Source organism: Nocardia sp. NPDC059228 (genome assembly GCF_042754245.1).
Classification (GTDB): domain Bacteria; phylum Actinomycetota; class Actinomycetes; order Mycobacteriales; family Mycobacteriaceae; genus Nocardia.
In genome coordinates this window covers 411,475-430,044 of the sequence record NZ_JBHZAL010000001.1, presented here as the reverse complement: position 1 = coordinate 430,044, position 18,570 = coordinate 411,475, and the positions used below count along the sequence as shown (strand labels likewise).

Annotated in this window: 17 protein-coding genes; 14 read left to right on the top strand and 3 right to left on the bottom strand. The window is 70.1% G+C overall.

Annotated features, from left to right (window positions below):
• The first annotated feature begins 95 nt into the window (after positions 1 to 95).
• The gene (locus ACFXKA_RS01980; RefSeq protein WP_354830704.1) at positions 96 to 1,040 is read left to right on the top strand and encodes an ATP-binding cassette domain-containing protein; all 945 of its coding nucleotides are present in this window, start codon (positions 96 to 98) and stop codon (positions 1,038 to 1,040) included.
• Positions 1,037 to 1,846 carry an ABC transporter permease gene (locus tag ACFXKA_RS01975; RefSeq protein WP_354830707.1) on the top strand — a complete coding sequence of 270 codons (810 nt, stop codon included), beginning with the start codon at positions 1,037 to 1,039 and terminating at the stop codon, positions 1,844 to 1,846. The genes ACFXKA_RS01980 and ACFXKA_RS01975 overlap by 4 nt, the downstream gene beginning before the upstream one ends.
• Here the strand turns inward: ACFXKA_RS01975 and ACFXKA_RS01970 are convergent.
• Complete coding sequence (locus tag ACFXKA_RS01970; RefSeq protein ID WP_379425430.1) at positions 1,830 to 5,009, bottom strand: BTAD domain-containing putative transcriptional regulator; 3,180 nt, start codon at positions 5,007 to 5,009, stop codon at positions 1,830 to 1,832. The two genes, ACFXKA_RS01975 and ACFXKA_RS01970, sit on opposite strands and share 17 nt — an antisense overlap.
• A 128-nt stretch (positions 5,010 to 5,137) precedes the next feature.
• On the opposite strand from ACFXKA_RS01970, the gene ACFXKA_RS01965 reads away from it, so the two are divergent.
• The 9 genes from ACFXKA_RS01965 (at position 5,138) to ACFXKA_RS01925 (ending at position 13,275) form a co-directional block, all read left to right on the top strand.
• On the top strand, positions 5,138 to 5,773 hold the full coding sequence (locus ACFXKA_RS01965) for a DUF4097 family beta strand repeat-containing protein (protein WP_379425428.1): 636 nt from the start codon (positions 5,138 to 5,140) through the stop codon (positions 5,771 to 5,773).
• Between the two features lie 93 nt (positions 5,774 to 5,866).
• Positions 5,867 to 6,937 (top strand): FO synthase, encoded by a 1,071-nt coding sequence (locus tag ACFXKA_RS01960; RefSeq protein WP_379425426.1) that lies wholly within the window; start codon positions 5,867 to 5,869, stop codon positions 6,935 to 6,937.
• Positions 6,930 to 8,420: a flavin-containing monooxygenase gene (locus tag ACFXKA_RS01955; RefSeq protein WP_379425424.1), complete on the top strand. Its 1,491-nt coding sequence runs from the start codon at positions 6,930 to 6,932 to the stop codon at positions 8,418 to 8,420. The genes ACFXKA_RS01960 and ACFXKA_RS01955 overlap by 8 nt, the downstream gene beginning before the upstream one ends.
• Before the next feature lie 160 nt (positions 8,421 to 8,580).
• Positions 8,581 to 9,492 carry a dienelactone hydrolase family protein gene (locus tag ACFXKA_RS01950; protein ID WP_379425423.1) on the top strand — a complete coding sequence of 304 codons (912 nt, stop codon included), beginning with the start codon at positions 8,581 to 8,583 and terminating at the stop codon, positions 9,490 to 9,492.
• 69 nt (positions 9,493 to 9,561) lie between these two features.
• A complete protein-coding gene (locus ACFXKA_RS01945) occupies positions 9,562 to 10,446 on the top strand; it encodes a LysR substrate-binding domain-containing protein (protein ID WP_354830719.1) in 885 nt (294 codons plus the stop codon).
• An 86-nt stretch (positions 10,447 to 10,532) separates the two neighbouring features.
• Positions 10,533 to 10,826, top strand: a complete 294-nt coding sequence (gene dmpI / locus ACFXKA_RS01940; RefSeq protein ID WP_379425421.1) for a 4-oxalocrotonate tautomerase DmpI — start codon at positions 10,533 to 10,535, stop codon at positions 10,824 to 10,826.
• 154 nt (positions 10,827 to 10,980) lie between these two features.
• Positions 10,981 to 11,637: a hypothetical protein gene (locus ACFXKA_RS01935; protein WP_354830722.1), complete on the top strand. Its 657-nt coding sequence runs from the start codon at positions 10,981 to 10,983 to the stop codon at positions 11,635 to 11,637.
• A gap of 362 nt (positions 11,638 to 11,999) precedes the next feature.
• Positions 12,000 to 12,176, top strand: coding sequence for a hypothetical protein (locus tag ACFXKA_RS01930; protein ID WP_354830724.1), 177 nt, complete (start codon positions 12,000 to 12,002; stop codon positions 12,174 to 12,176).
• Positions 12,177 to 12,285: 109 nt separating this feature from the next.
• On the top strand, positions 12,286 to 13,275 hold the full coding sequence (locus tag ACFXKA_RS01925; protein ID WP_379425419.1) for a cation diffusion facilitator family transporter: 990 nt from the start codon (positions 12,286 to 12,288) through the stop codon (positions 13,273 to 13,275).
• Positions 13,276 to 13,290: 15 nt separating this feature from the next.
• Here ACFXKA_RS01925 and ACFXKA_RS01920 read toward each other — a convergent pair whose 3' ends face one another.
• Positions 13,291 to 14,133, bottom strand: coding sequence for a helix-turn-helix transcriptional regulator (locus ACFXKA_RS01920; RefSeq protein WP_379425418.1), 843 nt, complete (start codon positions 14,131 to 14,133; stop codon positions 13,291 to 13,293).
• A 53-nt stretch (positions 14,134 to 14,186) separates the two neighbouring features.
• Here ACFXKA_RS01920 and ACFXKA_RS01915 point away from each other — a divergent pair, with 53 nt between their 5' ends.
• The 3 genes from ACFXKA_RS01915 (at position 14,187) to ACFXKA_RS01905 (ending at position 17,462) form a co-directional block, all read left to right on the top strand.
• Positions 14,187 to 15,767 carry a serine/threonine-protein kinase gene (locus ACFXKA_RS01915; RefSeq protein WP_379425416.1) on the top strand — a complete coding sequence of 527 codons (1,581 nt, stop codon included), beginning with the start codon at positions 14,187 to 14,189 and terminating at the stop codon, positions 15,765 to 15,767.
• 202 nt (positions 15,768 to 15,969) lie between these two features.
• Complete coding sequence (locus ACFXKA_RS01910) at positions 15,970 to 16,731, top strand: SDR family oxidoreductase (protein WP_379425415.1); 762 nt, start codon at positions 15,970 to 15,972, stop codon at positions 16,729 to 16,731.
• Between the two features lie 242 nt (positions 16,732 to 16,973).
• Positions 16,974 to 17,462 carry a MarR family transcriptional regulator gene (locus tag ACFXKA_RS01905; RefSeq protein ID WP_354830737.1) on the top strand — a complete coding sequence of 163 codons (489 nt, stop codon included), beginning with the start codon at positions 16,974 to 16,976 and terminating at the stop codon, positions 17,460 to 17,462.
• A gap of 46 nt (positions 17,463 to 17,508) precedes the next feature.
• Here the strand turns inward: ACFXKA_RS01905 and ACFXKA_RS01900 are convergent, their stop codons facing one another.
• The gene (locus ACFXKA_RS01900) at positions 17,509 to 18,408 is read right to left on the bottom strand and encodes a zinc-binding alcohol dehydrogenase family protein (protein ID WP_379425413.1); all 900 of its coding nucleotides are present in this window, start codon (positions 18,406 to 18,408) and stop codon (positions 17,509 to 17,511) included.
• Positions 18,409 to 18,570 lie beyond the last annotated feature (162 nt).

Genomic DNA, 18,570 nt, shown 5'->3' with positions numbered 1-18,570 from the left:
CTCGCCACCCCTCGTGAACAGGTATAACACCGTGTCAGAGGGCGTATCAGGTCGGTGTCAGGCCGGTATCAGGCCGGGTCGCGACAGTAGTCCACATGAACAGCACAGCAATCGCGGCCTCGGGGCTGCGGAAAGCTTACGGGGACAAGACGATCCTCGACGGCATTGATCTGAATATCGGTGCGGGAACGATCTTCTCGCTGCTCGGGCCGAACGGCGCGGGCAAGACCACGACGGTGAACGTGCTGACCACGCTGCTGACGGCGGACGGCGGGACGGCCCGCGTCGCCGGGCACGACATCGCCACCGAGACCAAGGCGGTGCGAGCGGCCATCGGGGTGACCGGTCAGTTCGCGGCGGTGGACGACCTGCTGACCGGCGAAGAGAACCTGCAGCTGATGGCCGATCTGCACCGGCTGCGGGGCTCGGCGCGCAAGCAGGTGGTCGACACGCTGCTGGAGCGCTTCGACCTCACCGACTCCGCGCGCAAGCAGGCGGCCACCTACTCCGGCGGCATGCGCCGCAAGCTGGACCTGGCGATGACGCTGGTCACCAAGCCGGACATCGTCTTCCTCGACGAGCCGACCACCGGGCTCGACCCGCGCAGCCGGCGCACCATGTGGGAGATCGTGCGGGAGTTGACCTCCGACGGCGTGACCATCTTCCTCACCACCCAGTACCTCGAGGAGGCCGACCAGCTGGCCGACCGGATCGCGGTCCTCGACGGCGGCCGCATCGTCGCCGAAGGCACCCCGGACGAGCTCAAGCGCCGCGTCCCCGGCAGCTACCTCCAGCTGCGGTTCACCCACCTCACCGAACTGGAAGCAGCCGCGCGGATCCTGCCCGCCGCGACCATGGACAGCGAGGCGCTGACCCTGCAGGTGCCCGGCAACGGCGGCACCAAAACCCTGCGGGCCCTGCTGGATCGGCTCGCCGATCACGCGGTCGAGGCCGCGGAGGTCTCCATCCACACCCCTGATCTCGATGACGTTTTCCTTGCCCTGACCGGGCACGCCACCACGGAGGCCGACGCACAATGAGCACCATCGTTTCCACCGGCAGCACCCCGAACCGCACCGTCGCGACCGGCGCCCTGGCGGCGTCGCTGGGCGACTCGGCGATCATGTTGCGCCGCAACTTCAAACACATCGCCCGCAACCCGGTCGCGATCTTCAACGCCGCGCTGATGCCGGTGGTGATGCTGCTGATCTTCGTCTACGTGTTCGGCAGCGCCTTCAATGTCGGCGAGCACTACATCGACTACGCGACACCGGGCATGATCCTGCTGGCCATCAGCTACGGGCTCTCCGGCACCGCGGTCGCGGTGAGCTCGGACATGGCCAAGGGCGTCATCAACCGGTTCAAGGTCATGGACGTGTCCCGCGGCGCCGTGCTGACCGGGCACGTGGTGGCCACCATGCTCACCAATGTGGTCGCCATCGCGGCCGTGCTGGGAGTGGCATTCGCCCTGGGCTTCCGGCCGCCGGCCACCGCGCTGGACTGGCTGGGCGCGCTCGGCATCGTCCTGGCCACCTCGTTCGGGGCGTCCTGGCTGACCGTCGCCCTGGGCATGGCCGCCAAGACCCCGGAGTCGGCGGGCATGTCCGTGGTGCCGCTGATCATGCTGCCCTTCGTGAGCAGCGCGATCGTCCCGGCCGACCAGATGGGCCAGGGCGTCCGGCAGTTCGCGCAGTACCAGCCCTTCACCCCGATCATCGAGTCCCTGCGCGGGTTCCTCACCGGGCACCCGTCGGGCGGCTACACCGCCGCGGCGCTGGCCTGGTGCGCCGGGTTCGCGATCGTCGGATACCTGTGGTCCCGTGCCACTTTCACGAAGCGAGCGTGATCTCGGCCAGTTCATGCCAGACCGCCCGCGCCCCCTCCCCCGTCGCCTCGGTGAACTTCACGTCACCGAGGCGACTTCGCGCTGTCCGCTCGATCCGGGCCGCATCCGGGTGGGAATGATCCGACACGCCACGCACCGCGGTACTGGCCGCGAGCAGCCGCGCCGCCTGCTCGTCCTGCTCCGCCCGCAGCGCCAGATCCGCGAGACCGACCAGCACCTTGGCCAGCAGGGGCGCGTGCCCCGCCGCCGACGCCACCCGGAAGGCCGCGGCCCGATGGTCGCGGGCCTCGTCGAGACCGTCCGCCAGATAGCCGAGCAGATCGTGGATCACCGCACTCATGAACGGCTGCTCCGATTCTCCCGCCAGCAGGGTCTTCGCGACGCCGATCTGCCGGTGCGCCTCTTCGGGATCCGCGTTCCAGCGCGCCAATTCCGCTCGGGCCAGGGCCATTTCGGCCAGCGCGATCGGCCAGCCGGTCTGATCCGCGTATCGCTGGGCCTCGGCCATGGCGGCCGTGCTCGCCGCCGCGTCGCCCAGCAGCCAGTACAGCTGCGCCTGCCGTGACCGCATCCGGACCAGGTCCTCGATCGCGCCGACCTCGGCGACCACCGCGATCGCCTGCTCGAGATACTCACACGCACTGGCGAATTCGCCGCGCAGGGCGAGGCTGTCGGCCAGCTCGGTCAGCGCGAACGAGATCCCCCAGCGCTCACCGACGGCCCGGAACTCCGCCAGCGCCAGCTCCAGCTGTTCGTCGGCCTCCGGCCCGCCCTGGCCGAGCACGGTCCGCAACTTGCCCAGTTGCAGCCGGGCCAGCGCCCGCACCCACGGATCGTCGTCGCCGAGCAGCGCCTCGAAGGCGGGCAGGAACTGATCCGGCCCCTGCAGCATGCGTTCCAGCGCGACCACGAACGCCAGCGTCGGATGACCGGTCCGGCCGCCGCCGGTCCGATCGCCGCCGGCCCGGTAGGCCTGGTGGATCCATTCCTCCACGTGGTGTTCGTCATTCGGGCCGGAGGTCATGAAATGCACGACGAGCCCGTAGACCGTGGCCCGGGTCTCGTCGTCGGCTTCGCCGGGCGTCCGGGCGGCCGCGGTGACCAGTTCCATGCCCTCGGCCTTGTGCCCGCTCAGCCACCAGTACCAGCCGGCGGCCGCGGCCAGCCCCATGGCCGCGGTCGCGTCCTCCGCGGCGAGCGCACCGCGCATGGCGGCCGCGATATTGTCGTGCTCGGGCTCGAGGACGGCGAGCCATTCCAGCTGTTCGGCCCGGCGCAGATGCGGTTCCGCGGTCGCGGCCAGTCCGGTGAAATACGCCAGATGCGCGCGCCGCGCCGCGCCCGCCTCCCCCGCCTCCGCGAGCCGGTCGCGGGCGTACTGCTTGATCGTCTCGAGCATCCGGTAGCGCGGCCCGTCGTCGCCCGCGGTGAGCAGCAGCGATTTCTCGGTCAGCGCGGTCAGCAGCTCGAGCACCTCCCACTGTTCGACCGTCGCGGGCTGCCCCTCGGATTCGCTGCTCGCACAGACCTGTTCGGCCGCCTCGAGGCTCGCACCGCCGGCGAACACCGAAAGCCGGCGCAGCACAGCCTGTTCGGCCTCGCTGAGCAGTTCCCAGCTCCAGTCCACGACCGCCCGCAGGGTCCGGTGCTGCGGTTGCGCGGTCCGGCTGCCTCCGGTCAGCAGCCGGAACCGATCGTCGAGACGGGTGGCGAGCTGCTCGAGGGACATGGTGCGCAGGCGGGCCGCGGCCAGTTCGATCGCCAGCGGGATCCCGTCGAGCGCACGGCACACGCGGGCCATGGTCGCCAGGGTGCGGGCATCGGCGCCGAGGTCCTGCCGCACCGCTCCGGCCCGGTCGCGCAAGAGCTGGACGGCCGGGGAGGATTCGATCGCGCCCGGGTCCGCGTCCGCGGCGGGCAGCGCCAAAGGCTCGACCTGCCAGAGCGCTTCACCGGTGATGCCGAGCGGTTCGCGGCTGGTGGCCAGAATGCGCAACCGCTGGCACTCCCCGAGCAGGCGGTGGGCGAACGCGGCCGAGGACTCGATCACGTGCTCGCAGTTGTCCAGGATCAGCAGCATGTCGCGCTCGCGGATGGCCGCGATGAGGCGGTCCATGGGTTCCGCGTTCGCCCCGCCGCCCAGCAGCGCGTCCCGCAGCCCGAGCGCGGCCAGCGCCGCCTGCGCGAGGTCACCGCCCGCGCTCGCCGAGGACAGCTCCACCAGCCACGCGCCATCCGGCAGCCCGTCGAGCAGGGCGCGCCCGGTCTCCGTGGCCAGCCTGGTCTTTCCCGAACCGCCCGGTCCGGTCACCGTGGTGAGCCGATGGCGGGCGACGAGGGCGCGCACCGCGGCGACGTCGGCCTGCTTGCCGACGTATCGGGTCAATTCGGCGCGCAGGTTGGTCCGGCGGTCGTCCTCCCGCCCGCCCACCTCCCCACGTAGCAGGGCGACGTGCAGGGCGGACAGCTCCGGCGAGGGATCCACACCCAGCTCGTCGGCGAGGGCCTCCCGGACCCGCTGGTACACGACCAGCGCCTCCGCGCCCCGGCCCGCGGCGGCGAGCGCCCGCATCAGCGACGCGGCGAGTCGTTCCCGCACGGGGTGCTGGGCCACCAGATCATTCAGCTCGGTGACCAGTTCCGCGCCCCGGCCGAGCCGGAGTTCCGCGTCGTACCGATCCTCGAGCGCACCGATGTGCAGTCCCTCGAGCCGGGCGATCACCGCCTCGAGGGCCGCGCCGTCCTGCGCACCGATGTCCCGCATGGGCGCGCCGCGCCACAGTGCGAGGGCCTCGCGCAGCAGCTCGGCCTGGTGGACGTCGTCGCCGCTGCGGGCCTGGTCGAGGAGCTGTTCGAACCGCACGGCGTCGATGTCGCCGGGCGCCACCGTCAGCCGGTAGCCGCCCGGCTGCACGTCGATCGACCCGTCCGGCAGTACCCGCCGCAATCGGGAAACCAAGGCCTGCAAGGCATTCGCCGCATCTGACGGCGGCTCCTCGCCCCAAATCCAGTCGACCAGCCGCGCTTTCGAGACCGCCCGGCCGGGTTCCAGCGCGAGCGCGATCAGCAACGACCGCAACCGGGCGCCCGGTACCTCCAGCAATCCGCCGTCGTCTGCCCGGATTTCGAGCGGCCCAAGCATTCCGATCTGCACCCGGACCATTCTGCCGTGCGCTGTCCAGCCGGGCCGAACACGTGTCAGCGGACGTGTCAGTGCGGCGTCAGGCCGCTGTCAGCCGGGCTCGCGAAAGTAGTCACATCAGCAGCACAGCCCCTCGAAGGAGAAACACCATGACCACGTTCCAGACCCCCGAAGCCATCACCGTCGCCGTCGACGTGGCCGCCGGAAACGTCACCGTCATCGCCTCGAACCGCACCGACACCGTCGTCGAGATCCGCCCGGCCGACGCGTCCAAGAAGGAGGACGTGCGCGCCGCCGAGCAGATCCGCGCCGAGTTCGCCGCGGGCACCCTGACCGTGCAGGCCCCCAAGGGCTGGCGGAAGTTCTCCCCGCTCGCGGGCCGCGGGTCGGTCGAGGTCACCGTCGAGGTGCCCGCAGGCTCCCGCCTGACCGGTTCGCTCGGCATGGGCAACCTGCTGGGCGCGGGCCCGCTCGGCGAGTGCGAGCTGGAGGTCTCCGCCGGTGACATCACCGTCGAGCGCCCGCTCGGCTCGGTCACGGCGAAGGTCGCGAAGGGCGACATCCGCATCGTCGAGGCCACCCGCGGCGTGATCGACGTGGAGACCTCCACCGGCGACCTGTCGATCGGCATCCACCCGGGCAGCGCCGCCCGGATGGAAACCAATGCGCAGAAGGGCACCATCCAGAACCAGCTGTACCCCGTCAGCCGGCCGCAGGACATCGTCGAGGTCCACGCCCGGAACTCCTACGGCAACATCACCATCGGGCACACCACCGCCGCCTGACCCGCATGGTTGTCCGCATTCCGGCTCGGGACCGCCCACCCAGCGGCACCGAGCCGGACGGAACGCCCGGAGGGCGGCGGTATCGTGGCGATCGTGGATCGTGGTGTCGCCGAGGTTGGCTTGTCCGATGCGGGGCGGGTGCGGGAGTGGCTCGCGGAAGCGGAGCGGAATCCGGCGGGCCTGCCGGACGCGGGATACATCGCGCTGCTGCACGCGGACGGCTCCGAGCTGGAGCGGTTGTGCGAGCTGGCCGATGCGCTCCGGCGGCGAACGGTCGGCGACGCCCTCACCTATGTCGTGAACCGGAATCTGGACACCGCCGTGGTGTCCGGCTCCGCGGCGCGGGAGCGACTGGCCGCGCTGGTGTCCGAGGCGCACGCCCTGGGCGCCACCGAGATCTGCATGCAGGGCCCGCTACCCGCCGACAGCGATGACGACTATCTGGCGCTGATCGCCGCCATCACCGAGACCGCTCCCCTGCACCTGCACGCCTTCCGCCCGGAGGAACTGCTCGACGGCGCCGCGCGCCGCGCGCTGCCCCTGGACGAGTTCCTGGCGCGGGCAAAGGATTCCGGCCTCGGATCGGTTCCCGGCACCGGTGCGCGCATCCTCGACGACGATGTGCGCGCCCGGTTGAAGGGCAGCCCGGATCTGCCCGTGAGCCGCTGGGTGGAGGTGATCGAGACCGCCCACCGCGCGGGCCTGACCTCCACCTCGACCATGGTCTACGGGCACGTGGAAACCCCCGCGCAGCAGGTGGCCCACCTGCGACTGCTCGCCGATATCCAGGACCGCACCGGCGGCTTCACCGAATTCATCGCCATGCCCATGGTTCCCGTGACCGCGGCGTCCGGCTTCCTCGATCCCGTTGTGCCCGAAGCACTCCGGCGGCAGACGCGGGCGGTGCACGCCGTCGCGCGGCTGCTCCTGCACGGGCGCATCGACAATATTCAGGCCGCGTGGCCCCGGCTGGGGCTGGCGGTGGCGGTCGAGTTGCTGCGCGGCGGCGCGAACGATCTCGGCGGCCTGCTGCTCGACGGCCGGCTCGCGCCGGAGTCCGGTCCGGAGGCCGGGCTGAGCCTCACCGTCACCGACGTCGATCGGATCGCCGCGGAGCTGGGCCGCTCGCTGCGCCGCCGCACCACCCGGTACGGCCATGCCTGACAGCACGGATCCGGCCACCGCCGAAGGACATTCGAGCCCCGAACGGGTCGACGTGCTGATCGTCGGCGCGGGTTTCGCCGGTATCGGCATGGGCATCCAGCTCGCCCGCCGGGGCCGGGACTCCTTCGTCATCATCGAACAGGCCGACGATGTGGGCGGCACCTGGCGCGACAACCGCTATCCGGGCGTGGCCTGCGATATCCCCGCCCACCTGTATTCCTTCTCGTTCCGGCCGAATCCGCGATGGTCGCGGGTGTTCGCCGAGGGCGCGGAGATCCACGCCTACCTGCGGTCGTGCGTCCAGCAGGAGGAGCTGGAACCGTATCTGCGGCTGAATTGCGCGCTGGAACAGGCGGAGTGGGTCGAAGCCGAGGCGCGCTGGTTCGTCCGGACCTCCCGCGGCGACTTCTCGGCCGCCACCCTGATCATCGCCACCGGACGGCTGACCGAACCCCGGATCCCGCCGGTCGCCAAGCTGGAGAATTTCGGTGGCCGGCACTGGCATTCGGCGCGGTGGAATCCGAAGGTGTCGCTGGTCGGCAAGCGGGTCGGCCTGGTGGGCACCGGCGCGTCCGCGGTCCAGATCCTGCCGCGGCTCGCGGGTGAGGCCAGCGAGGTCGTGGTCTTCCAGCGCTCGGCGCCCTATGTGCTGCCGCGCGGGGACCGCTTCTACACCCCCGACGAGCTGTCGAGCTTCGCCGCCGATCCGCGGACCATCACCGAACTGCGCGACGAGCTGTTCGCCGAGGCCGAGCTCAGCATCGCCGCCCGGCGCCGCCGCCACCCGGAGATCGATCTGCTGCACCAGCGCGCCACGGACCATCTGGCGGCCCAGGTCCGCGATCCACGCCTGCGGCAGCAGCTCACCCCCGACTACGAAATCGGCTGCAAGCGAATCCTTTTCTCCGACGACTACTACGCGGCCCTGCAGCTGGACACCGTCCAGCTGGAACCGACCGAGCTGACCCGCATCGACGACGGCCTGGCCATCGCCGGGAGCGGGCACACCTACGATCTCGAGATCCTGGTCTTCGCCACCGGTTTCAACGCCACCCGGCCGTCGATCGCCAAGCACATCCGGGGCCGCACCTCCCTGTTGTCCGAGCGCTGGAGCAACGGCATGGTCGCGCACGCGTCGACCACCGTGGACGGCTTCCCCAATATGTATGTGCTGGACGGCCCGAACGCGGCGCTGGGCCACAACTCCGCGATCTATGTGATCGAGACCCAGATCGATTACGCGCTCAGCGCGCTGGATCATCTCGCCTCCAGCGCGGACACCGTCCTGGAGGTCACGCCCGAGGCGGTCCGCTCCTCCATGCTCGATATCGAGGAGCGCGCCCGCGACACGGTGTGGACCCAGGGCCGCTGCACGAGCTGGTACCGCGACGAACAGACCGGTCGCGTCACGCTGCTCTGGCCGGACTCAGCGGTCTCGTTCCGTCAGAGCAACGGCGCCTTCGACATTTCCGCCTACCGGTGACCCCGCCCGCTCACGCGGCGGAATGCCGCACCGGTCAGGGGATCGCCTTCGCTGCGGCGGGCGCGGCGGTGGCCGACGCGTTCAGCGGGGTCCGATCCTGACGGCAGATCCCCAGCGTTTCGGCCGAGACCGGACCGGTCCGGCGGCCTAGGCTGAGGGCATGACGCCGCTGCAGCGCTATATCGCAGAGGAAATCGCCACCGATCACGCCGAGGGTCTGCTCAGCCGCCGGGAAGCGCTACGCCGGCTGGGGCTGCTCGGCATGGGGACACCGGCGGCCGTGGCGCTGCTGGCGGCCTGCGCCGACTCGGGCAAGCAGTCCTCTCCCACGACCACCGCCGCGAGCGGGTCTGCGTCCCCGGCGGCCGCACCGCCCGGCACCGCGACGGCCCTGCAGCCCACCGCGATCACCTTCGCCGGACCCGAGGGCCGCACCCTGCAGGCCGCGTGGGCCGAGGCGTCCCAGCCGATGGGCGGCGTGCTCGTCATCCACGAGAACCGCGGCCTGACCGACCACATCCGTTCGGTGACAGGACGTTTCGCGGGCGTCGGCTACTCGGCGCTCGCGGTGGATCTGCTCTCCGAAGAGGGCGGCACCGCCACCTTCACCGATCAGGCGGCCGCCACCGCCGCACTCGGCAAGATCCCTCAGGACCGATTCGTCGCCGATCTGCGCGCGGGCCTGACCGAGCTGCAGCGCCGCGTGCCCGGAAAGAAGCTGGGCGCCACCGGTTTCTGCTTCGGCGGCGGTCTGACCTGGCTGCTGCTCACCTCGGGCACTCCCGAACTCGCGGCCGCCACCCCCTTCTACGGCCCGTTCCCCGACGGCGGCCAGGTCACCGGATCCAAGGCCGCGGTGCTGGCCGTCTACGGCGCGCTGGACAGCCGGGTCGACGCCTCCCGTCCGGCCGCCGAGGCGGCCCTGGACAAGGCGGGGCTCCCGCACGAAAGTTTCGTGGCCGACAATGCCGACCACGCCTTCTTCAACGACACCGGCCCCCGCTACCAGCCCACCGCCGCCGCCGAGGCCTGGCGCCGGGTACTCGACTGGTACGGCCGCTACCTGGGCTGACCCGGCCGATCACGCCGACCCCGCCGCCTCGCCACGGCCCCGGGCGGGCGCTGATGGTTCCATGGGCTCGTGGAATTGCGTCAGTTGCGGTATTTCGTGACCGTCGCCGAGGAGTTGCACTTCGGGCGAGCGGCCGAGCGCTTGCACATCGCGCAGCCCGCGGTGAGCCAGCAGGTGCGGCGGCTGGAACGGGATCTGGGCGTGCAATTGCTGGACCGGTCGCCGCGGCGGGTGCGGCTGACCGAGGCCGGGTTGCGCTTCCTGCCCGCGGCGCGGGGTGTGCTGGCCGCGGCCGATCAGGCCCGGGCCAGCGTGGCCGGCCTGGCGGGTGGCCGCGCGGAGGTGTTCCGGCTGGGCACGGTGACCGGACTGGGCGAGCGCCTGGACGCGGTCCTGGATGCCTTCGCCGAGCAGGCGCCGCAGGTGCAGGTCGAGCTGGTGGCGCTGCCGGTGCGGGATCGGCTGGCCCGGGTGGCGGACGGCGGTCTGGACGCCGCCTTCGTGCGCTCGCCGGAACCCGGTGAGAGCCCGGAACTGGACTTCCTGCCCGCCTGGGACGATCCGCTGGTGGTGGCCCTGCCCGCCAAACACGCACTGGCGACCCAGGATTCGGTCCGGCTGGCGGACCTGGCCACGGTGCCGCTGCGGCTGACCGAACGGCGCAACCATCCGGCGCTGGTGGATCTGGTGCTGAACGCATGTGTGCGCGCCGGATTCGAGCCGGTGCCCGCGCCCACCTCCACCACCCTGCAGGACACGCTGGCCGCCATCGGCGCGGGCTCGCCCATGTGGACGGTGGTCTACGCATCGAACGCACGGCAGGTCCACAACACGCGGGTCGCCTTCCGCCCCTTCGCCGATGCGGGCCTGACCCTGCCCATCGCACTGGCGGTGCGGGCGGATGCGGCGTCGCCGAATCTGCGCCTGCTGGGCGCTCTGCTAGCGGGCGCGTAGAGATCTCGCGGGCGCACAGGATCTCGCGGGCGCACAGGCGATAAGGATCGCTTATCACTGCGCGAACGACCTGCTCATTGGTCGGGGTGCCGTTTTCCGGTGAACTGTTCCCAGGCCGCCGAGCGGATCGGAGATCGGAACCCCGGGTTCCGAGATGGCCGGTATCCCAGCAGTTTTCGCGAAGGAGAACAATCATGCCCATCGTCACCGTGCAGCAGGGCCCGCGCACCGTCGAGCTGAAGCGGGACCTGGTCCGCCGCATCACCGACGCCTTCGTGGACGCCTATCAGATTCCGGCCGAGGCCGTGCAGGTATGGATCCACGAGACGCCCGCCGACAGCTGGGGCACGGCCGGTCGTCTGACGGCCGACGGCAAGTAGCCGGTACACCGGCGGGTCGCCAGGGCGGAGCCGAAACCAGCTGTGGCGCACCCGAACCGACCCGCCGGTACCGTTAGATGTCGGACCCGTGACAACCCGGCATCGACTGCGCATGCTCCCAGGTAGGCCCCCGTTTTAGTGATACAACGGCAGCATGACGGAGGATGTCGGCAGCGCGGCCGTACCGACAGCGGCGGGGCGCTCGGTGGAATTCTGGGGCTATTGCATGTGGGGCCTCGCGGGACTGGCGATCGCCACGTCGGAGCTGGCGTCGGTCTTCGGACTGGCGAGCTGGCCGACCATCTCGAACACCATCGGGCATCTGGAGACTCAGCACTCGTTCGTCCGGCTCATCGTCGTGTCGGTGATCGTGCTGCTGGCGTATTACGCTGTCCCGCAACTGGCCACCCCGCCCGAGCCCACCCCACAGATGGTCGCCGGGCGCACCCTCACCGTGAACGGCCGTGTCACCAACCCGTATTCGCCGATCACCTTACTGGGCGCCGGGTATCTCCTGGCCGCGGTGGCCACCTTCGTCTTCGGCGTCCTGTTCGCCGCCACCGACCGTGGCATGCACCCACAGTCCTACCTGGGCGCGTACGTCCTCTACGGACTGATCGCCCTGATGTGGGTCATCGTGCCCAGCATTCTGGCCATGTTCTTCAGCCGAGATGTGCCCTTCCCCACCCTGTTTCGCACCATCGGCTACCTGGAGCGCCGCGCCCACCCGATCGCCGCCATCCTGCTGGCCGCACTGGTGGTGCTGCTCATCCACCTGGCCTTCTACCCCTGGCCCCGAGTCCAGAGCTGAGCGCCCGGCAACGCCGAACCCGTTGCCCCCGAACTATTTACGACCGCGTAGCAACAGAAACGCGGCATAGGCCGCGCCGGAGATACCGATAACCACGACCACACCGATGGTTGTCAGAATTGCGTCCACCCTTGTGATTCTAGGCTTTTCGGCCCTCGGCCGGGGCACTGTCGGCCTGGAACCGTGCGGCGGCGGGCGAATCATCAGCGCGTCGGCCACCGACACCGTCAGTGTCGCGATCTCGGGAGTATGCGCCCACCAGCGCTGCGAGACACCCACGGCGCAGTAATAGGCGAACCGATCCCGCGCGGGCCCGGCGTGCCGCGAGTGCCCGATCCCCGGAACAGGCGTATGCAGGAACTATGGGTCGCCATCCGCAGCGGACGCCGTTCTATGGGGCGCTGATGCTGGTCGGGGTCATGCTCACCGGGCTGTGGGTCCGGGACTGGCCCTGGCTGTGGCTGCGGGCAGCCGGGTTCGTCGCATTGTTCGTGATCGCGTTCGCCGGGTTCCTCATGACGTTCCGCGACCTCTCATGAGGAGGCCGAGCTTTCTCCTGGCAAACCACCCGAATCGGACGTGTCACAAATATTGCATACATAGCGATTCATGCATATGGTGTTCGTCGGGCACTACCGAAGGAGGGTTATGGGCGGGCACGAGCATTCACACGGGCACGACCACGCCGGGCATTCGCACGGCGCGACCGCCGACAGCGACAAGCGCTGGCTGGCCGGCGCGCTCGCGGTCATCGTGGCGTTCCTGCTCGGTGAGGTCGTGGTCGGCCTGGTCGCCAGGTCGCTGGCACTGCTCTCCGATGCCGCCCACATGCTCACCGACGCGGCCTCGATCGTGCTGGCGCTGTGGGCCATCCGGCTGGCGGCCCGGCCCGCCGCGGGCCGCATGACCTACGGCTGGAAGCGCGCCGAGATCCTCTCCGCCCAGGCCAATGGCCTGACCCTGCTGGGCCTGGCGGCCTGGCTCACCTACGAGGCCATCCGCCGCCTGATCAACCCGCCCGAGGTGACCGGTGGCCTGGTGCTGGCCACCGCGCTGGTCGGCATCGTGGTGAACGTACTGGCCGGCTGGATGATCAGCCGCGCCAATCGGACAAGTCTCAATGTCGAGGGCGCGTATCAGCACATCCTCAACGACCTGTTCGCCTTCATCGCCACCGCGGTCGCCGGTCTGATCATCATGCTCACCGGCTTCGCCCGCGCCGACGGCATCGCCACCCTGATCGTGGTGGTGCTCATGGTGAAGGCCGGCGTCAGCCTGGTCCGCGCCTCGGGCCGCATCTTCCTCGAGGCCGCGCCCGCCCACCTCGACCCGATCGAGATCGGCCGGGAGATGGCCGAGGTGGACTGCGTCATCGAGGTGCACGACCTGCACATCTGGGAGATCACCTCCGGTACCCCGTCGCTGTCGGCGCACATCCTGGTCGGGCCCGGCACCGACAGCCAGGCGGTGCGCGCCGGGGTCGCCGCCATGCTCTCCGACAAGCACCACATCGATCACAGCGTGCTCCAGGTCGACTACACCGACCACGCGGAATGCCCGGACACCGAGCACGACCACGTCCCGCACTGCCAGGACGCGCACGGCCCGGTGCACCGCAAATCCATTGCCACGAACTGAGAGCCGACCGCCGGTTCAGGCGTGCACGGAGTGCAGCCCGGCGAGCCGGGCCAGCGCCGCCGCGGCCGGTGACTCCGGCGCGGCGGTGTACACGACCAGCAGCTGATCGGGATCGCCCGGCAGCGCGAAGGTTTCGTAGCCCAGCTCCAGCCGCCCTGCCTCGGCATGCTGAATCAGCTTGGCGCCGCGCGTCTTCTCCTTGATCGGATGCGCGGCCCACAGCCGCCGGAAGACCGCGCTGCGGGCGGAGAGTTCCCCGACCAGCGCCGCCACCCGCGGATCGTCGGGATGCAGTCCCGCATCGCGCCGCAGGAACGCGACCGTCTCGCCGGCCACCGCCTCCCAGTCGGGATAGAAGGTGGACGCGGCGGGATCCAGGAACAGGTAGCGCGCCTGGTTGCGTTCCCCGGCGGGTATGCGCGCGAAGCCGGATACCAAGTCGCCCAAGGTATTCCAGGCCAGCACATCCATGCGCCGCCCCAGCACGAAGGCGGGCGCGGTGAGGGCGTCGAGCACCAGCCGGACACCGGGGTGGACGGTGTCGCTGTAGACGCTGGACACGGTGGTCGGATGCGCGTCGACGGTGCCGCCCGGCCGGGCCAGCGCGTACAGGTGCAGCCGCTCCTGATCACTCAGCCGCAAGGCACGGGCGACCGCGTCGAGCACGGCATCCGAAACATGTTTGCCGCGGCCCTGTTCCAGGCGGATGTAGTAGTCGACGCTCACCCCGGCCAGCTGCGCCACCTCCTCACGGCGCAGGCCCGGGACCCGGCGGCGGCCGTATTCACGCAGCCCCGCGTCCGCGGGCTGGATGCGGGAGCGGCGCGAGCGAAGGAAGTCGCCGAGATCGTTCTGCATGGGGCCCAGCGTACGAACCCATCCCGGTACCTATCCGGGGGTACGGTCGGAGCATGTCCGGGCAGCGCGGCGGCTCGTTCGGGACCTATCGTCTCGAACGCTTGCTGGGAAGTGGCGGCATGGGCGAGGTATGGCTGGCACGCGACCGTACCGGCAGCACCGTAGCCGTGAAGGTGTTGTCTGCCGCGAACTCGGCAGATCAGGGCTATCGGCGTCGCTTCGAGCGAGAGGCCCGGTTGGGGGCTCAGCTGCACCACCCGCATATCGTGCCCGTTCACGCCTTCGGTGAAATCGACGGGCACCTGTTCCTGGAGATGGCCTACATCGAAGGCATCGACCTGGCCGCGCGCCTGCGGTCGGGCACCATGGCTCCGGCTCGGGCTGTGGAGGTCATCGCCCAGGCGGCCGAGGCGCTGGATGCCGCACACGCGGCGGGACTCATCCATCGGGATGTCAAGCCGGGCAATATCCTCGAGCACACCACCGGTTTCGTGTACCTGATCGACTTCGGTATCGCCCGCGCCGCCGACAGCACCGCACTCACAGCCACCGGCCTGGTCGTGGGCACGTTGGAATATATGGCACCGGAGCGGTTCACCGGCACGCTCGACGCGCGCTCCGATATCTATTCGCTGGCCTGTGTACTCTACGAAGCCCTCACTCGGCATCCGCCCTTCAGCGGCAACCCGGCACAGCAGATGCACGCGCATTTGATGTCCGAACCACCGCACGCCTCGCAGGCTGCCCCTGCTGTCCCGACCGCGCTCGACGATGTCATCGCCCGCGGCATGGCCAAGAACCCGGACAATCGCTACGCAAGCGCGGGAGAATTCGCCGCTGCCGCGCGAGCCGCCCTGAACCTGCCGGCACCGGCGCGACCGCCCCCACCGATCCTGGACTCGGCAGCCCCCGGCCCCAGCCCGCCGACCCGCGGCATAACTGCCACCGGTCCGGCGGCGACTCACCCGGTGACGCACGAGTCCCGCGCATCCTCGCCTGCCCCTGCCGCACATTCCGATCCACGACGAAATCCTTTGGGACCCAAATGGATATTGGCGGCGGCCGGGATTGCACTCATCGCTGCGGTGATGGTGTGGCTGTTTACCAGCGGCCTCGATACCGGGTCGGGCCCAGGTACGAGCATCCCGGCGCAGCCCTCTTCCTCGGCGACAACAGCGTCCGGTCCGCCGCCGTTCACGATCGGCGGTCAGCCCGCAGACCCGGCGCACACGGTGTACGACGGCAGTTTCGCCTTCACCGTGAGCGATGTGGTTTCCGGAGTGCGTATCACCGCCCCGGCGAACGCAGACCGCGTCTACACCATCGTGACACTGACGGTCACGAACATCTCCGAACGTCAGCAACTGTTCACCACCGCCGCTCAGCGCCTGGTCACCGTCGACGGCCGCTCGGTAGCCCCCGATGCAACCGCCACAGCGAGGCTTCACCCGTACAACGGCGAGCTCCACCAGCTCGCTCCCGGCGCCACTACCACGATTCCTCTGGCCTTCGAACTCCCCGGTAAAGAAGGCAACAAGAATGACGATATGGGCAAAAAGAAAGACGTCGCTCCGAGCCATCTGATCCTGCACGGGGAGCCCACATCACCCGGCGTGACAGTGCCGATCCGCTAGCCGACGCGGATCGTGAGCACGGTCCTGTCCGGCGTGTCCGACTGCTGCGAACTGATCCAATTCTGCTGGGGTGAGGTCGTTATGGGGTCCAGCGCACGAACCCATCCTGGTACCGGCAGACCCAGGAAAACCGCAACCCTCGTTGCCGATCGCGCGCGCTCGCAGGATGAATGCACACGCAGAAAGCGAAGGAGCATTCGACATGAGCTACGAGAACCTGTCCGGCCGCACCGCCGTCATCGCCGGAGCCGCCAGCGGCATGGGCGAGGCCACCGCACTGCTGCTGGCCCGCAACGGGGCCCGGGTGGCACTGCTGGCGCGGCGCGCGGACCGGCTCGACACCCTGGCCGCCAAGATCGAAGCCGAGGGCGGGACCACGCTGGCGGTGCCGGTGGACGTCACCGACACGGCCGGCGTGACCGCCGCGGCGGACGCGGTGCACGCCGCGTTCGGCCCGGTCGACCTGGTGGTGAACTCGGCGGGCGTCATGCTGCCCAACCCGATCACCGACGGCCGCGAGGACGAGTGGACCCGCATGCTGGAGACCAATGTGGCCGGGCGGCTGCGCATGATCCGCGCCTTCCTGCCGGACCTGCTGGCCGCCGCGGACGCGGGCCGCACCGCCGACCTGGTCAACATCTCCTCGATCGGCGCGCACGTGGCGTTCCCCGGCTACGCGGTGTACGGGGCCACCCAGGCCGCCATCACCCAGCTGTCGGCGACGCTGCGCACCGAGCTCGGCGCGCGCAAGGTGCGCGTCACCAATATCGAGCCCGGCCTCACCGACACCGAACTCGGCAGCCACATCGACAATGCCGAGCTCAGCGGCGAGCTGGACGGCATGTTCGGGTTCATGGAGTCGCTGCGCGCGGACGATATCGCCGATCTGATCGCCTACACCGCCAGCCGTCCGGCGCACGTGAACCTGCGCCAGGTGGTGGTGCTGCCGACCCGGCAGGCGTGAGCGGATCGGGTAGCCGCCCGGCGAAATCGGCCGGGCGGCAGCCACTTCCGACAGATCAGCGCGCCCGCCGTATTCAGCACGGTGGCGGTGCCGTAGCCGGCGAGCTGTCCGATGGGCAGCGACCCGAGCCGGCCGTGGTGGTCCAGCTCGCCGTCACCGCGCCAGCAGCCCAGCTCCCCGGTCCGGCGACCACTCTTCCCGCTGTGATAGACAGATTCCGCAGCTCGCGACGAAAGGACGGCATGGGACAGCCCGCGGATTCGTCCGGACATCCGGTCTCGTCCGAAAAGCCCACGGCCCGAGTGGAATTCGAGACCATGCTGCTCGGCCGCTACTCCATTGCCGCCCGCTACCGCCGCTCCGGCACCCGCCTCGATCGCAGCGCCTACGTCCTGCTCAGCCGCCTCAGCGTCGAGGGACCCATGTCCATCGGCCAGCTCACCGAGGCCTTCGGTCTCGACACCTCGACCGTCAACCGGCAGACCGCCGCGCTGCTGCGCGCCGGACTGGTCGAGCGCATCCCCGACCCCATCGGCGGCATCGCCCGCAAATTCCGCATCACCGACACCGGCGAACAGGCCCTGGAGGCCGAGCGTCAGGCCAATACCGAGGGCCTCGACCGCGTCATGGTGAACTGGTCCGCCGACGACGTGACCGCCTTCGCGAGCTATCTCGAACGCTTCAATACCGATATCGAGCGCCTCGACGGGCGGCCCTGGCCTCGCCCCTGACGGATCGCCGGGGCGCGCACCCGAATCCGAGGGTGCGCCCCCGACTTCAGGCGATGCGCACCGCCACCCGGCCGCGATTGCCGCGAGTCTCGATGAGACCGAGTGCGGCATCCATCTCGTCGAGCGGAAGAATGATGTGGCGAGGGCGAATTCGCCCGCACGCCAGCAGGTTCCACAGTTCGGCCCGCCAGCCTTCCAGCAGATCGGCCCGAGTCCGGCTGAGCAGGCCCATCGAGAAGCCGCCGACGGTCTTCAGCTCCCCGAGCAGGCTGCCCGCGTCGATGGTTCCGCCGAAAGCGCTGAAGGCGATCAGGCGACCGTGCGGGGCGAGGATGTCCACGCAGCGTTGAGCCACGTCGCCGCCGACGCCGTCGAGGACGACGTCCACCCGCTCGGTCCAGGCGTCCGCGTAGGTGACAACCTCGTCCGCGCCACAGTCGCGCAGGAACTCGGCCTTGTCCAGGCTGCCGACGGCCGCGATCACCCGCGCCGCCCCCAGCGCCCGAGCCAGTTGGACGGCCAGATGCCCGACCCCGCTGGCCGCGCCGGTGACCAGCACCGACTCCCCGGCGGCGAACCGTGCCGTCCGGAGCAGGCCCAGGGCGATGACGCCGCCCCGTACCAGCGTGAGTGCGTCGGCGGCATCCACCCCGGCGGGGATCTCGGACATCAATTGCGGTGCGGCGAGGGCATATTCGGCGTAGGCGCCCTCGAAGACGACGCCGCCCACCCGCTTCCCCACCCAGTCGGCGAGGTCCGGTCCGGCCGCCACCACCGTGCCGACGATCTCACCGCCGTCGGGTCCGCCGTCCCGCTGCAGCATGCGCACCAGCCCGAGGTGGACGCCCGCCAGCTCGGTGCGCACCAGCAACTGGCCCGGGCCGGGCACGAGCTCGGCGGCGGTGAGGACGACAGGACTGCGGCCGGAGAACTGAATCTTGCGCACTGGCAGTGCCTTTCGGTGAGACCCGGCGCTTCCGCCGATCTTTCTATGTTGAACCTAAATATAGTTTCACTTTCTTTTCTATGTCAAACCTAAATTTATTTCGGCGAGATGCGCCTGTTCAGCACGCAAAAAGCGCGACGGCCGTCCGGAGACGGCCGCCGC

Coding starts and splice junctions, on each gene's coding strand:
- ACFXKA_RS01980 (WP_354830704.1), top strand. CDS start 96: ATGAACAGCACAGCAATCGCGGCCTCGGGGCTGCGGAAAGCTTACGGG.
- ACFXKA_RS01975 (WP_354830707.1), top strand. CDS start 1,037: ATGAGCACCATCGTTTCCACCGGCAGCACCCCGAACCGCACCGTCGCG.
- ACFXKA_RS01970 (WP_379425430.1), bottom strand. CDS start 5,009: ATGGTCCGGGTGCAGATCGGAATGCTTGGGCCGCTCGAAATCCGGGCA.
- ACFXKA_RS01965 (WP_379425428.1), top strand. CDS start 5,138: ATGACCACGTTCCAGACCCCCGAAGCCATCACCGTCGCCGTCGACGTG.
- ACFXKA_RS01955 (WP_379425424.1), top strand. CDS start 6,930: ATGCCTGACAGCACGGATCCGGCCACCGCCGAAGGACATTCGAGCCCC.
- ACFXKA_RS01950 (WP_379425423.1), top strand. CDS start 8,581: ATGACGCCGCTGCAGCGCTATATCGCAGAGGAAATCGCCACCGATCAC.
- ACFXKA_RS01935 (WP_354830722.1), top strand. CDS start 10,981: ATGACGGAGGATGTCGGCAGCGCGGCCGTACCGACAGCGGCGGGGCGC.
- ACFXKA_RS01930 (WP_354830724.1), top strand. CDS start 12,000: ATGGGTCGCCATCCGCAGCGGACGCCGTTCTATGGGGCGCTGATGCTG.
- ACFXKA_RS01925 (WP_379425419.1), top strand. CDS start 12,286: ATGGGCGGGCACGAGCATTCACACGGGCACGACCACGCCGGGCATTCG.
- ACFXKA_RS01920 (WP_379425418.1), bottom strand. CDS start 14,133: ATGCAGAACGATCTCGGCGACTTCCTTCGCTCGCGCCGCTCCCGCATC.
- ACFXKA_RS01915 (WP_379425416.1), top strand. CDS start 14,187: ATGTCCGGGCAGCGCGGCGGCTCGTTCGGGACCTATCGTCTCGAACGC.
- ACFXKA_RS01910 (WP_379425415.1), top strand. CDS start 15,970: ATGAGCTACGAGAACCTGTCCGGCCGCACCGCCGTCATCGCCGGAGCC.
- ACFXKA_RS01905 (WP_354830737.1), top strand. CDS start 16,974: ATGGGACAGCCCGCGGATTCGTCCGGACATCCGGTCTCGTCCGAAAAG.